Source organism: Rhodococcus sp. NPDC056960, assembly GCF_042674125.1.
Classification (GTDB): Bacteria; Actinomycetota; Actinomycetes; order Mycobacteriales; family Mycobacteriaceae; genus Rhodococcus_F.
This window is the reverse complement of record NZ_JBHURF010000028.1, coordinates 32,387-46,238: the sequence shown is the minus strand read 5'-3', so window position 1 is coordinate 46,238 and position 13,852 is coordinate 32,387. Positions and strand designations below refer to the sequence as shown.

Annotated in this window: 15 protein-coding genes; 9 read left to right on the top strand and 6 right to left on the bottom strand. The window is 64.9% G+C overall.

Features of this window, described 5'->3' with window-relative positions:
• Positions 1-37: 37 nt before the first annotated feature.
• Positions 38-364 carry a hypothetical protein gene (locus tag ACFTWF_RS34970; RefSeq protein ID WP_378465659.1) on the top strand — a complete coding sequence of 109 codons (327 nt, stop codon included), beginning with the start codon at positions 38-40 and terminating at the stop codon, positions 362-364.
• Between the two features lie 136 nt (positions 365-500).
• Here ACFTWF_RS34970 and ACFTWF_RS34965 read toward each other — a convergent pair whose 3' ends face one another.
• The 6 genes from ACFTWF_RS34965 to ACFTWF_RS34940 all read right to left on the bottom strand — a co-directional run bounded on the left by ACFTWF_RS34965 (position 501) and on the right by ACFTWF_RS34940 (position 4,972).
• Positions 501-2,120: a ParB/RepB/Spo0J family partition protein gene (locus ACFTWF_RS34965; RefSeq protein ID WP_378465658.1), complete on the bottom strand. Its 1,620-nt coding sequence runs from the start codon at positions 2,118-2,120 to the stop codon at positions 501-503.
• A gap of 85 nt (positions 2,121-2,205) precedes the next feature.
• The gene (locus ACFTWF_RS34960; protein ID WP_378465657.1) at positions 2,206-2,433 is read right to left on the bottom strand and encodes a hypothetical protein; all 228 of its coding nucleotides are present in this window, start codon (positions 2,431-2,433) and stop codon (positions 2,206-2,208) included.
• A gap of 1 nt (position 2,434) precedes the next feature.
• Positions 2,435-2,791: a hypothetical protein gene (locus ACFTWF_RS34955; RefSeq protein ID WP_378465656.1), complete on the bottom strand. Its 357-nt coding sequence runs from the start codon at positions 2,789-2,791 to the stop codon at positions 2,435-2,437.
• A 132-nt stretch (positions 2,792-2,923) separates the two neighbouring features.
• The gene (locus ACFTWF_RS34950; RefSeq protein WP_378465655.1) at positions 2,924-3,328 is read right to left on the bottom strand and encodes a hypothetical protein; all 405 of its coding nucleotides are present in this window, start codon (positions 3,326-3,328) and stop codon (positions 2,924-2,926) included.
• Between the two features lie 31 nt (positions 3,329-3,359).
• Positions 3,360-3,575 carry a hypothetical protein gene (locus tag ACFTWF_RS34945; RefSeq protein ID WP_378465654.1) on the bottom strand — a complete coding sequence of 72 codons (216 nt, stop codon included), beginning with the start codon at positions 3,573-3,575 and terminating at the stop codon, positions 3,360-3,362.
• 725 nt (positions 3,576-4,300) lie between these two features.
• On the bottom strand, positions 4,301-4,972 hold the full coding sequence (locus ACFTWF_RS34940; protein WP_378465653.1) for a FadR/GntR family transcriptional regulator: 672 nt from the start codon (positions 4,970-4,972) through the stop codon (positions 4,301-4,303).
• A 169-nt stretch (positions 4,973-5,141) separates the two neighbouring features.
• Between ACFTWF_RS34940 and ACFTWF_RS34935 the strand changes: the two genes are divergently transcribed.
• The 8 genes from ACFTWF_RS34935 to ACFTWF_RS34900 all read left to right on the top strand — a co-directional run bounded on the left by ACFTWF_RS34935 (position 5,142) and on the right by ACFTWF_RS34900 (position 13,849).
• Positions 5,142-6,803 (top strand): alpha/beta fold hydrolase, encoded by a 1,662-nt coding sequence (locus ACFTWF_RS34935; protein ID WP_378465652.1) that lies wholly within the window; start codon positions 5,142-5,144, stop codon positions 6,801-6,803.
• Between the two features lie 27 nt (positions 6,804-6,830).
• Positions 6,831-8,135: an amidohydrolase family protein gene (locus ACFTWF_RS34930; protein ID WP_378465651.1), complete on the top strand. Its 1,305-nt coding sequence runs from the start codon at positions 6,831-6,833 to the stop codon at positions 8,133-8,135.
• 141 nt (positions 8,136-8,276) lie between these two features.
• Positions 8,277-8,594: a WhiB family transcriptional regulator gene (locus ACFTWF_RS34925; protein WP_378465650.1), complete on the top strand. Its 318-nt coding sequence runs from the start codon at positions 8,277-8,279 to the stop codon at positions 8,592-8,594.
• A gap of 141 nt (positions 8,595-8,735) precedes the next feature.
• The gene (locus ACFTWF_RS34920) at positions 8,736-9,941 is read left to right on the top strand and encodes an MBL fold metallo-hydrolase (RefSeq protein WP_378465649.1); all 1,206 of its coding nucleotides are present in this window, start codon (positions 8,736-8,738) and stop codon (positions 9,939-9,941) included.
• On the top strand, positions 9,938-10,690 hold the full coding sequence (locus tag ACFTWF_RS34915) for a sulfite exporter TauE/SafE family protein (protein ID WP_378465648.1): 753 nt from the start codon (positions 9,938-9,940) through the stop codon (positions 10,688-10,690). The genes ACFTWF_RS34920 and ACFTWF_RS34915 overlap by 4 nt, the downstream gene beginning before the upstream one ends.
• A 463-nt stretch (positions 10,691-11,153) precedes the next feature.
• On the top strand, positions 11,154-12,488 hold the full coding sequence (locus ACFTWF_RS34910) for a hypothetical protein (protein ID WP_378465647.1): 1,335 nt from the start codon (positions 11,154-11,156) through the stop codon (positions 12,486-12,488).
• A 26-nt stretch (positions 12,489-12,514) separates the two neighbouring features.
• Positions 12,515-12,787, top strand: a complete 273-nt coding sequence (locus ACFTWF_RS34905) for a hypothetical protein (RefSeq protein ID WP_378465646.1) — start codon at positions 12,515-12,517, stop codon at positions 12,785-12,787.
• Between the two features lie 36 nt (positions 12,788-12,823).
• The gene (locus ACFTWF_RS34900; protein WP_378465645.1) at positions 12,824-13,849 is read left to right on the top strand and encodes a GTP pyrophosphokinase family protein; all 1,026 of its coding nucleotides are present in this window, start codon (positions 12,824-12,826) and stop codon (positions 13,847-13,849) included.
• Positions 13,850-13,852 lie beyond the last annotated feature (3 nt).

Here is a 13,852-nt window from a genome sequence, read left to right as displayed (position 1 = left end):
CTCATTCACCTCGCCTCCCTCTCGAACTGAAGGATTCATGATGGAAAGCGCAACTGTCGGATTTCTTGTGGTGTCGGTCATCGCATGGGTCATCGTCGCCGTCATCTTCGGCCTCTGTGCATCAACGATCGCTGAGAGGAAGTACCTGAACGGTGGCAACTACCTCTTGCTCGCATTCCTTCTCGGCCCTCTAGCCATTGTCGTTGCAGGATTTATGCCGGCACGTCCGCGGCCGGCCCCTACCGGGATGGTGTCCCTCGAGTGCTCCGTCTGCAACGCGCGCCAGAACGTGGCGAAGGAGAAGCATTGGTTCTCCTGCTGGCAGTGCAAGCAACGGACCGACGTCGTGGCTGCGTCCCGCTAATCAAGCCCGCGCAGCACCGTGCGGCGTGCACGGCTGACGCGCAGAGGGTGTTCGGGCTCGATGCCCGAACACCCTCCACCCCCACCGGACACGCCCTCGGAAGTTCCCAACCTCCGAGGGCGCGCCGCAACTGTGACTAGGCGATGTCGATGTCCTCGGGGCGTAGCTCACCGCTGATCACCTTCTCCACGTTCGAGAGTGTGTGCCCGTTGCCGGTGAGCATCCCGAGGTACTCGCTCACGTACTGCGGGCGCGATCGCCATGCGTCCTTCGCCATCCGCGACTCCATCGCCGCGACGGTGAGCGCGAACGTGAGCATCCAGGCGCGGGACTCGCTGGCCGCCGTCGCGGCCGCCGCGATGTGCTTCTTCGCGTCGTACACCGCCCAGGTCTTCTCACCCATCAACTCCGGCAGCAGATCAGACGAGTGGTACTCCGACAACTGGTGCGGTGCGAGCGCGACCATCATCGCCGTCCATGTCGCCGCGTTCCTCGGGGGCTTGGTCGCCGACAGCATCTCGCGGATGAACCCGCGCCTCACCTCGGTCGCGGCCTCTGCCAACTTGTTCAGCTCCCGCACCCGGCGGCGCTGCACCCGCTTGGCCTCCTCCGCTGCCAAGAGCGCGGCCGCGCGGGCTTCCTCGTTCTCCGGCAACGGGTCGGTCGGGTTGAACCCGGCGAGTTGGATCGCCCGGTTGAACTGGTAGCGGCCGCCGTTGACCGGGACCAGGCCAGCCTCCGCGGCGCGCAGCACGTCGAGGAAGTAAAACTGCGGCACGTACACGTCGCGTTCCTCGACCGAGTTCGCGTGCCGCAACCCGTCCTCGGGGTCGACATCCGGGTCATCGAAGGTGTCCCAGTCGATGTCGCCCTCCTCGACCGGCTCCCCAGATCCGATGTCGACGTACATCGTGTCAGTTGCCACCCACACACCCCACAGCTCCGGGCGTTGGCGCACCTGCTCCTCCGTGATCTGTGCGCGCGGATCCGCCTCGGCGTCGTCGGCGGTGGCGATGTACCGCCAGTGGATCTTCGAGTCGTCCCGGTAACCGGGATCACCGTCGAGCACGGTGAACCCGGCCTCGGCGTACGGGGCGGTGCGTTCGGCGCGGGTGGCCTTCTCCTTCCGGTCCGCCAACAACCTGCGGGCCTGGTAGTCGAACGTGCGTCGATGGCACTGCACCAATGCCGCCATGGCCTCGGTGTCGCCATCCGCCTCGAACGTGGCGATCACGGCAGCCTGTTCTATCGTCAGGCCCTGTTCCTCGAGGCTCGCCCGCGCGCCTTCGCGGCGGCCGACCGCGCCGAGCAGCTTGACCTCCTTCTGCTTCACACTCAGCTCCCTGGAGACCCGTTCCACCGGCACCCCGAGGTCGAGCATTTCGGCGACCCCGGCGGCGTTCTGCGCCGCCGTCAACCCGGTGCGGTGGTTGTTCGAGTTCATCTGCTCGCTGATCCGGGCGATCGCACGCTCGACCTCGTCGGCCGCGTGCTGCGGGCGCACCAACACCGGGATGGTGTCACGGTTGGTGGCGATCGAGGCAAGCGTCCGGCGCTGTCCGTCGATCACGACCAGGCTGCCGTCCTCGCGGCGGCTGGCGGTGATCGGATGCAGCACACCGTGCTCACGCACCGACTCCACGAACCCCGGCGTCTCCTCCAGATCCACTTGGTCGCGCACGTTCTTGCCGACATCGAGGGTGCGCGGATCGACCTCGAGAAGTTCGGCGGCTACCGGTTGCTGCGTTGCGGTCATGATGTTCTCTCTCCTGTACTGTCTCGGGCGAGAACACCGGGCAGATAGTTGCTGCCCGGTGTTCTCTTGTTTCCGGGATGTCCCGTCAGCGGGTGGCCGGTGTCGGTGTGCTGTCGTGCACCTGCCGTGCCCTCTGCCACCCGGTGGCGAAGCCGTCGTTGAAGGTGTCCAGTTCGGCGTCCATGTAGCCGAACTCGATTCCTGCGCGTTCGGCGAGCACGTACAGCGGCTCGTCGTCGGTCTCGCCGCACGTCGCGTGCACACCGGCGGTGAATCCCTGCTCGCGGATGATGCGCATCGCGTCCTCGTTCATGTCAGTGCTCGTCGCGGAAGGTGATGGACTCGCGCGTGGGGTAGACCCGCACGAATCCGGCGGCGGCGACGGCGTACGCGAGCTCGCCGTAGAACAAGACATCGCCCTTGCTCAGCGACCGGTGCCGCTCGGCCCGGTACCGGCGAACCACCTCGAACTCGGCCAGCCGGGGTCCGGGTTCGTTGAACGCCTCGAAGACCTCCTCGAGGTTCACCTCGAGGTCGCGGCGCGGATCCATCGCGAACCGGCTCACCTCACGCAGGGGGTCGCCGTCGGTGTAGCCGATGAGCATCGCGTCCCGTGCCTGGTTGTGCAGCACCCGCATCGGCACGCTCGGCGCTCCCGGTGTCACGTTCATCTGAGGTTCCCTTTCGGTGGTGATGGGACCGAAACTTTCCGGTCCCGGTCAGGTCTGTGGTGGCCGTCGTGCCGGTGGGAACCGGGCAGATAGTTGCTGCCCGGTCCCCACCAACGTTTCGGATCGGAGTACTTACGCCGCCTGGGCGGGGCGACCACGGCGGCTGGCGATCAGTGCCTCCGCGACCGGCCCGAGGATCGGCTCCGGGTTCACGTCCCATCCGGCGACCAGAACGGCGCGGCCGCGAATCGGGCGGTCGGTGGCCGGGCCATACCGGCGCACGATCGAGGTGGCCAGCGGGTTGACCGGGACGGCAGGGGTGTCCTGGTGGTTCGCACCGACGAGCAGGCTCGCCGTGCCCTGGTGCGGGCCGCGTCCGAGGACGAACCCGGCGGCGCCGACGTCACCGACGACATCGAGGGCCGCGCCGATACCGGCCGGGATGCGCAGGCTCGCCCACAACGGGTCTACCGGGAGGGCCTGGGCGGTCATGGTGCCGTCGATCTCGATGACGATCGCGGAAAAGGTGGTACGCATGTGTGTCTCCTTCGGAAGGCTTGGGCGGTGGTCAGAGGCCGAAGTCGGCCGGGACCAGCCGAATCTCGGCCGCCTGGATGTACGGGTCGTCGGGGATAAGGCCGAAGACCATGCCCACCAACTCGGCGCGCATGTCCGTGCCGAGGTCGTCGAAGTCGGGGTCCTCCTCGACCCGCAGGTCGGCGTAGATCGCGCGCGCGACGACGATGGGGTCGATGACCGTGTCGAGGACAATGGTGGTGCTCACTCAGAACCTCCGCTGCTCAGCCGGGCCACCTGCGCGGCCCGATCATTTTTTGTGCCCTTCTGGCAAAGGAGAGGTCCGCCGGTATGAGGGGGCCGGAGTGCAACTGTCGAGCCGAAAAATCTTGGGGGAGCGAAGCGGAGGAAAGAATTTTCGGAGCCCCTGGGCCGCCGTAGGCGTCGGCGGTGGCGCGCAGGTCACCGCCGGCGAGACTCGGAAGGCCAGAAGGGAACAACAAGATGCTCTTCCACCGGGCGAAGCGCAGCGGAGCTCGAATCAGGGACACCGCAGGTGGCCTCCCCCGGGCCGCAGGACCGAGGCCGCAACAAGTGAGCCGATCAGCCGAGACTCGGACACCGCGCCACGGCGCATCCTTGCCTGTTCTCGACGCTGTAGGGTCTCGAGAACTGTGGCCAGATCTCACGCACGATGGCCACTCGGTGGCCAGTTGGCCGTTTGGTTGAGATTGTCGCGGCGTCGCCGCATGGTGTGGAGTCGTGGATCAACAGTGCGGCCGCAGGCCGCTGCTTCTACGAAAGTGAAAGCGACGCTGACCGGACCTCAGCGTCCCGCCATTGAGTACGCGCTCACCGATCCGGCGGTAGCCGCAAGCCGATCGTCTACCGGCACAAAACTGCACGGTGAGGCCGCGTTCGCGCATGGCGAGGAGACAGCCGAAGCTGGTCCGATCGGTGGCCGGCGCTTCGCGGGTGGTGCCGCGGCGGTGGTCAGGCGTTGTCCCCCAGCAGGGTCGTGCGGACGTGCCGCAGATGCGCGCGCATCGCGGTGCGGGCGCTGTCCGGGTCCCGGTCGGCGATGGCGTCGACGATGTCGGTGTGCTCGCCGCAGTATTCGCGGTGCAGCTCGGGGTTGAAGGTGCGCTTCTTCAGCCCGCCCCAGATCGGTTGTTGACGGCTGTCGATGAGGAGTTGGCTGACCCCGATCAGGACGATGTTGTGGGTGGCGAGCGCGAAGCTGTGGTGCAGCGCGGTGTCCCACCGCTCGAACTCTTCCGAGGATCGGGCGCCGTCCCCGCCGCGCAGGCAGCGGCGCATTTCCTCGATGTCGTCGCGGGTGGCGGCGGCCACCGCCAGCGGGAGCAGCTCCGGTTCGAGGATCAGCCGCGAGCTCATGATTTCGCTGGGGCTGGGATGGTTCGCCGTCTCCGGGTCGGCGGTCTCCCGCGGCGCCAGGAACGTGCCCCGGCCGACGTAGCGCACCACGGTTCCCCGGTGTTCGAGGTCTTCGAGGACGGATCGGATCACGGCACGGCTGACCCGGGCTTCGGCGGCCAGTTCCCGCTCGGTCGGCAACTTGTCCCCGGGGCCCAACTGCCGCTCGGCGACGACGGCTTCGATGTGCCGCAGAGCGGCCGCCGTAGGTCCCACAGCCAGGGTCACAACAACTCCTCTCGACGAACCAATTCGAACCAATTATAGGGGTTTGGTTTGCACCTTCCCTGCCGACCCTCCGATAAATCCAGTGTTGACGCTCACACCAACCACGACCTATCGTAACCAATACGAACCGCAACCCGGTTTGGTTCACATTGGTTTCACAGGAGGTCTCATGCGCTTCGCGCGGATTCAAGGTAAGAGCGGCGCGGTCATCTGCGCTGTGGACGCGAACGGTGCTGCCCTGCCGGTGCAGTTCGGTGACACCGGTGCCCCAGTGCGCGAGCTGCAGGAGATCATCGCCGGTGGCCGGGACGCTCTGGCTCGGCTGAGCACCCGACCCCAGGCCGAGGGCGGTGCACTGCTCGCCCCGATCACCCCGCACCGCAACGTCTTCTGCGTCGGCCGGAACTACTCCGAGCACGCCGCCGAGTTCGCAAAGAGCGGGTTCGATGCGACCGGATCCCCGGACGGGCAGCACGTGCCGCAGTACCCGGTGGTGTTCACCAAGCCGGCCGCCTCGGTCATCGCCTCCGGCGACCCGGTCGATCCGCACCACGGTGTCACCTCCGCGCTCGACTACGAGGGTGAGATCGGCATCATCATCGGCAAGCGCGCCTCCAAGGTCAGCCGCGACGACGCGATGGACTACGTGTGGGGCTACACCCTCATCAACGACGTCACCGCCCGCGACCTGCAGCGCGACCACAAGCAGTGGTTCATCGGCAAGTCCCTCGACACCTTCTGCCCACTGGGTCCCTGGGCGGTGACCGCCGACGAGATCGACATCCACGACCTGCAGCTGCAGACCCGGGTCAACGGTGAGCTGCGGCAGGACACCAACACCGCCCAGCTGATCTTCGACGTGCCGACCATCATCGAGACCCTCTCGGCCGGCATCACCCTCGAACCCGGTGACGTGATCGCCACCGGCACCCCGGTCGGCGTCGGCATCGGCTTCGACCCGCCGAAGTACCTGGTCGAGGGCGACGAGGTGATCGTCTCCGCACCCGGCCTCGGCGAGCTCCGCAACACCATCGGCCTGCCGGCCGCCACCGACCAGCGCATCCCCGCCGGCACCAGCGAGCTGTTCGTCGAGAAGACCGGCAGCGGACCCGCGGTGGTGCTGATCCACGGCCTCGGCGGCGCGACCACCGTGTACGAACCGCAGGTCTCGACGCTCGCGGAGACTCACACCGTGCTGCGCTACGACCTGTCCGGTCACGGGCGCTCCCCGTTCGCCGGACCGGCCAGCATCGACAACTGGGTCGAGGAGCTGCGCGCCCTGCTCGACGCCGAGGGCATCGAGCAGACCGCCCTGGTCGCGCACTCGATGGGAACCCTGGTCGCGAACACCTTCGCCGCCACGTACCCGGAGAGGGTCACCAAGGTTGCGCTGCTCGGCGCGGTCCGCGCCCAGCCCGACGCCGCCAAGGCCGCCACCCGCGCCCGGGCCCGCACCGTGCGGGAGGGCGGCATGTCCGCGGTCGCCGACACCATCGTCGCCGCCGCCCTGTCGCAGGACACCCACAGCACCCGCCCGCTGACCGTGGCCCTGGTGCGGGAGTTGCTGCTCGGTCAGAGCCCCGAGGGTTACGCCAGCGCCTGCGAGGCCCTCGCCGCCGCCGTCGAACCCGACTTCTCCTCGATCGAGGTACCGGTGCTGCTGCTCACCGGCGACGAGGACAAGGTCAGCCCGGTCGCGGTCAACGACGAACTGCTCGCGCTCTACCCCAACGCCCAAAAGCATGTGCTCGACGGGGTGGGCCACTGGCACACCCTCGAAGATCCCACTGCTGCCACCAACCGGCTCCAGGAATTCCTGAACAAGCCCTGAGCTTCTCCGAAGAAAGGAGTGGCGACAATGACGTCAGCCAACACCCCCGATCAGTCCATCCTTTTCACCAACGTTCGGATCTTCGACTCCACCGGCTCCGACCCGTACGAGGGTGAAGTGCTGGTCGAAGGCGAACGCATTGCCGAGGTCCGCCAGGGCACCGGAGATCTGCCTCGCGAAGGCGCGAGAGTCATCGACGGCCAGGGCAAGTTCCTGATGTCGGGTCTGTGTGATGCTCACACCCACTTCTCCTGGGTCAACTCCGCCGACCTACCCGGTCTCGGGACGATGGGCGTCGAAGAGCACACCCTGCTGTGTGCCCGGTCGGCGCAGACCTACATCGATTCCGGCTACACCATGTGCGTCGGCGCCGCGGCCGCCAAGCCGCGACTGGATGTGGTCATCCGCAACGCCATCAACGCCGGCCAGATCCCCGGCCCCCGCTACCTGGCGAACTGTCAGGAGATCGCGGTCACCGGCGGCGCACTGGTCAAGGGCATCACCGCCTTCGCCGACGGTCCCGAGGAGATGCGCAAAGCCGTCCGCCGGAACGTCGACCTGGGTGCGGACCTTGTGAAGCTGAGCATGTCCGGCGAAGAGATCACCGGAAACCAGCACGCCGAGGACAACTACTTCTCGGACGAGGAAACCCTCGCCGCCGTCACCGAGGCGCACCGCCGCGGACTACGGGTGTGCTCCCACGCCCGGTCCGGGGAGAGCGTGAAGATGTCGCTGCGCAACGGCGTCGACATCATCTACCACGCCTCCTTCACCGACGAGGAAGGTCTGGACATGCTCGAAGAGCAGAAAGACCGCATCTTCGTCGCACCCGGGCTGAACTGGCTGGTCGCCACCCTGCACGACGCCGAAGCGTTCGGGTATCCCCCCGAGGCAGCAGAGGCCGCCGGGTACCAGCACGAACTCGACTGTGCGATCGACAATCTGAAGAAGATGAAAGAACGCGGCATCCGGGTGCTGCCCGGAGGGGACTACGGCTTCGCGTGGACCCCGCACGGCACCTACGCCCGCGACCTGCAGCACTTCGTCAAACTGCTCGACTTCTCCACGAAGGACACCCTGCTCTCGGCCACCGCCCTCGGCGGGCAGATCATGCGAATGCCCGACGACCTCGGCCAGGTCAAGGCCGGGTTCTACGCCGACATGATCCTGATCGACGGTGACCCGCTCGAGGACATCACCATCCTGCAGGACCAGTCCAAGATCGTGGGCATCATGAAGAACGGTGTCTTCCACAAGGATCCCGGATCGGGGCAGTCGGCGCGCCCGGCCGAGCTCAGCGAAACTCACCGGGGCACCCCCATCCCCGCGTAGGGGTTCGCTGACCGTCACCGGCCGGTGAGGGTGGGGGCGTGGCGCACTCGCCCTCACCGGCCGGCCCATCGACAATCACGTCCGCCGATCCCCATTTTTGCCCGGCGGCGGACCGTCACCGGGGCCCCGAGGAGAATCACCGTGCCGTCGACTCTGCTCTCACGGCAGCAAGCCAAGCTCGTCGCCGTCACCGAATTCTGGGACTGGCAACTGCGCGCACGATGCCGCACCACCGGTTCGGCCACCTTCTTCGCCCCCGACGGCGAAACCGCCGGACCACGGATCCGCCGCGAGAACGCGGCCAAGAAGATCTGCGGCGACTGCCCGGTGCGGTCGCACTGCCTCGCCCATGCCCTGGGCACCCCCGAACCGCACGGGGTGTGGGGCGGAATGACCGAACGCGAACGCGCCGGGACGAAGAACCCCACCACGGCCCGGTCCGCACCGCTCGCATCCTGAAACACACGACGCCCATCCCGATCGGCGCACCTGCGCCTGCAGCGGTCGCACCCACCACTCCCACGGATCGCTCCGGCAATGCTGCCTCATGCCCACCCTGCCGATGCCTGCCGTGCCGAATTTCAGCGAAGGACTATTTCGATGTGCAACCTCATCCATGAGGCTCACCAACATTCGCTCTCCCGCCGCGGACTGCTCGCCGGCGTCATGGCACTCGGGACCGCGACCGCGTTGGCCGGGTGCTCCTCGGCCGACACCACCGCCGCGAAGACCACCGGCACCTTCTCGTACGTCGACGACGCACGCTCGCACCGCACCCGACTGGTCCTGCTGGGCACCGCCGGCGGCCCGATGACCTGGATCGCCCCGCACAACGGCGGCGACCAGACCCGCCACGGTATCGCCACCGCGCTCGTCGTCGACGGTGCGATCTACCTGGTCGACTGCGGAATGGGTGTCGCACACCAACTGCGGCTGGCGAACCTCGGTAAGGAGGGCGACTTCCACGGCTACGAGGGCCTGCGCAGCGTCTTCCTGACGCACCTGCATTCCGATCACACCATGGACTACTTCAACATCGTGCTCTCCGGCTGGTACCAGGGCCTTCCCGGTCCGGCACCGGTCGAGGTCTACGGACCCGGGGACCGGGGTGCCCTGCCACCGATCTCCGGCACCATCGACGTCTCGGCCGTCAACCCCGAGAACCCGACCCCGGGAACGGTGGACATGACCAACTACCTCACCCAGGCGTTCGCCACCGACATCAACGACCGTCTCCGCGACTCCGGTAAACCCGGTCTCGACAAGCTCATCCGCACCCACGACATCCCGATTCCTGCCGAAGTCGGCGCCCGGGCCAATACCAACCAGTTCCCGGTCATGGACCCGTTCCTGGTGATGGAGGACGACCGCGTCAAGGTCACCGCGACCCTGGTCGATCACGGCGCCGTCTACCCGGCCTTCGCGTTCCGCTTCGACACCGCCGACGGGTCCATCGTCTTCTCCGGCGACACCGCACCCAACCCCAACCTGATCACCCTGGCCACCGGTGCCGACATCCTCGTCCACGAGGTGATCGACGCCGACTGGGTCAAAGCCCTCTACGGCGAACCGCCGTACAGCCCGGAAGAAGAGGGGTTCATCGAACACCTCCTGCACTCGCATACCACGATCGAGCAGGTCGGCCCGGTCGCCGAGGAAGCCGGCGTCAAGACCCTGGTCCTCTCGCATCTCGCGCCGGGAAACAACCCTGCCGAGCGGTGGCAGGCTGCGGCCGCCGGCTTCTCCGGCGACCTGATCGTCGGCGAAGACCTGATGGAGATCGGCGTCGGAGAGCGCACCAGTTGATCGATACCGCGCTCCTGCTCGGTGCGGCGGTCGCGGCAGCGGTGTTGGTCGGCGCCGTGCTGCAACGACTGAGCGGCACCGGTCTTGCGCTGGTCTCCGCCCCGCTGCTCACGCTGCTCCTCGGCCCCGCAGCGGGGGTGCTACTGGTCAACATCTGCAGCATCTGTTCGGCCGCACTGATCTTCGGTGTCGTGCGCCGGCACGTGGACTGGCGCCGATACCGGATGCTGACCGCGGCGGCGATTCTCGGCGTCCTACCCGGGGCGGTCCTGGTCGCAGTGGTACCGGCGTCGTGGTTGGCCCTCGTCGTCGGGGTCAGCGTCCTGGCCGGGCTGACCGCCACTCTGCTGACTCGTCGGCGCCTGCGGCAGCACGACGATCGCCGAACCCCGGTGATGGCTGCGGGTTTCGTATCCGGGCTGATGAACACCACCGCCGGGGTCGCCGCACCCCCGGTGACGATCTACGCGCTCGCCTCCCGGTGGCCGCAACAAGCCTTCGCCGCGACCCTGCAACCGTTCTTCTTCACCGTCGCCGGCCTGTCGCTGGTAACCAAACTCGCCTCCGTTGGAGCCGTCCACATCGATCCGAAACTCGGGCTGACCGCGGCCACAGCCCTGCTGGTCGGCGTCAAGATCGGCAGCACCCTGACCGGGCGCATCGACCCCACCCACGCCCGCACGGTGGCCGTCGCCCTGGCCTACGTAGGGGCCGCGGCCACCGTGCTGCGGGCAATCACCTCGCTCTGATCGCCATCGGGAACTACCCCGGTGGGGCCCATTATTCGAACGCTGACCAGCACGTCCCGAAAGCCGGCCCCTGACCGAAACACGCTGACCAGCACAAACCCGATAGCCCCGTCCGGTGATGATTTTGCTTTCGGGGCGTCAAACGGGGCATCTCCGAATAGTCGGGTTTACGCCCGTCGGCTACTCAGAACCACGGAACCGGCAGCTGGTGGGGAAAGGTCCGCTGAAGAAATGCCATCACGTTGAGACAGATCGCGGTGGCCATACCGTGAGACTCGAGATGAACGAGCAGGTCGTCGCGTCTCGAAATGTCATCGGCCGCGAGACCCTACAGACGCGACCAGGGAGCGGACGCCGATTCATCGTCGGCGGCCCGCCCCTACCCTGACCGGGCAGATCGGCGGACCCACACTCCCACTAGGCCAGTCGCATACACCAGCAAACAAGGTGCTTCACTTAGTCCATGTCGTTCGATGCCGTCGGTGTAGTTGTGATGATCTCGGGTCCCGGAGACACGGCTGATGAGGTCGCCGTAGTTCGTAGGGTCATCGAGAAGTGGAACAGCGAACACTCCGCTACCACTGGCGTGGTGTTCGTTCCGAAGCACTACTCGACGAACACTGTTCCCATTTACAGCAAGGGGACCGATGGGCAGGCAATCATCAATGAGCAAATCACCAATGACAGCGATGTCGTTGTGTGCCTGTTCAAGCATCGGCTCGGTACACCGACTCCGCGGAACGAACATTCTGGCACAGCTGAGGAAGCCGATGCCCGGCAGGCTGATGGTCTGGTACACGTCTATTTTTGGGTGGGAACTGACTATCCAGCAGACCTGGTAGACGACCCGGACAGGATGCAGGAGTGGCAGAGGCTGAAGGACTTCCGCAGTCTCTTCCACAACAACGATCGAGGTCTCTATTCCACCTATGAATCGACAGAGCGATTGCGCGAGCAGGTGGAAAGCGCATTGTGGAACGACGCTCGCGCTTTTCAAAGTAATCGGGCAGCCAAGCCGGTCGACGTCGTTTCCTCGACAACGAAGCCGACTGTAGACGTCGTGGTGAGCGGGAACGTCTGGTGTGCGCGTGAACTTAGAGGCATTCTCGACAACGCCATTGAGGGTGATATCGAGTCTGAGCGGCAGTGGGCTGCAAGCTGGAGAGACACACCTGATGCTGGCCTTCGGGCGATCTTGGCACCCTTGCCGACGGGATCGGTCCGACGTGTTCCGAAAACTCAAGCGGAGATCGATGAGTGGGCGGACGGGGTCCGATCGCGAATCAACGAGTTCGACAAGGCTGTCGCCTCCTCGGCTGGCACTTCAATCCAGGTGAGTCTCAACTGCGAGACAATCCTCAAGGACGTCGAGGTCGAATTCATCTTCGCAGGGGTATCCGGAACCGACCCGACCAAGAGTTCATGGCCTGACCTGTGGACTCCTCTACACGTACCGCCGTCGCCGGAAGACTTCTTGGGGTATGAACGCATCAAACCCATGGACATCGACTACCGAGCGATCGGCCCGATCACCTCACACTGGGAGCAGGATGGCGATGATGTGGTTCTGACGCTCGCACTCCATGAGCTGCGGAACCGGCGATTGCCCGCCACCTTCGATGATCCGGTAATCCTGACACTTCCGTGCACGGCGGACGCACCCTCCGAGATCAGCTACACGTGGCGAGTCAGTGCATCGAACAGCAACCAGGAATGGGCAGGGAAGGGCACCATTCCAGTGCTCAACGAAGCTCGGTCCGAACTCGTGGCGTGGTTGCGGGCGACGGGCCGCGATTGAGTCGCCATCACGGCTAACCTGATCCAGTGGCGAAAAAACAACCGGGCACCCTTTGGGAAGGCTTCACGCCGGAGGAATCCAGCCTATTGAGCTACATCGATCATCTCGGCAATAACGGGTGGGCGAGGAACGGCCAAACCGAGGAGGTGATGCCGATCGTGTTGAGCGACTGCGATGCCGCTGGTCTCAGCCTCGCGCGGATCAAGGACGCGATGGCGACCATCGGTTATGACAAGCACTCCCTACATCAGCTCGATCGATGGGAATCAAAGCGCACGACCGGTAAATTCGGCCCGTAGCCCGAACCTGCGCTCTCGGCTTGCAATAATGTCTCGGTGGCTAACAACGATGACAGCAGCGATCCGAGACTCGAACCTGCCGAGAACGGAGCGCAGTTCGACCGAAACCTAGAGCTGTACAAGCGGTTATCAGAGGTTGTTAGCAACACTCTGACTGATGCTATTAACGACGCGGGGTTGAAAGTACACTCGGTTAGCACCCGCGTTAAGGATCGCGCGAGCTTCATCGATAAAATCATAAAAAAGAAATATGCAGATCCATTCTCTCAGATTCCCGATCTAGTTGGGGCGCGAGTGGTCTGCCTTTTCGTCGACGACCTTACGAAGATCGACAAAATTATCCGAAGCAATTTCGAAGTTATCAAAAAAGAAGACAAGATCACAGAAGCCCCGGACAACACCTTCGGATATATGTCGATCCACTACGAGTGCAAAATATTCAAAGATAGCAAAGGACCGAACGGGCTTGAGGACATCACGTTCGAGATTCAGTCGCGAACTATCCTAATGGACGCGTGGGCAAACGTTTCCCACCACCTAGCCTACAAAGGCAACGCCAGCCTCCCCGAAAGCCTGCGACGAGACTTCCACGCACTCAGTGCGTTGTTTTACATTGCGGATGGCCAGTTCCAGCTCTTCAATGCAAGCTCAAAGCGGTCCGACGCCAACGCCGAGGAGCTGATCCGCAAGGCAGCCGGGGAAATTGTTCCGATCGATCGCTCCACACTTAAAGCCTTCCTGCGCGACAAGTTCCGCGACCGCGAAGACTCGCACGACTCAGATTATTCCGAACTTGTCGAACAGCTCGCAAGTTGCAATTATGTCAATATCCAAAATCTGGATACAGCGCTAGACGAAGGGCTTCCCGCAGCCCTCCTTTCAGAAACAGAGAATCCCCCGTACCATGATGAAATTCCGGACATGCGGGCGCGATACAAAGATGTAGGATTAGCCCGTCACGCATTGGCTAAAGTCGACCCGGAATTCAAAAACAGGATTAGCGCTAGCTGGGCGATAAACAATTTCGTTAAGAATCTGAACGAGGAAAGCGGCGACCAGTAATAC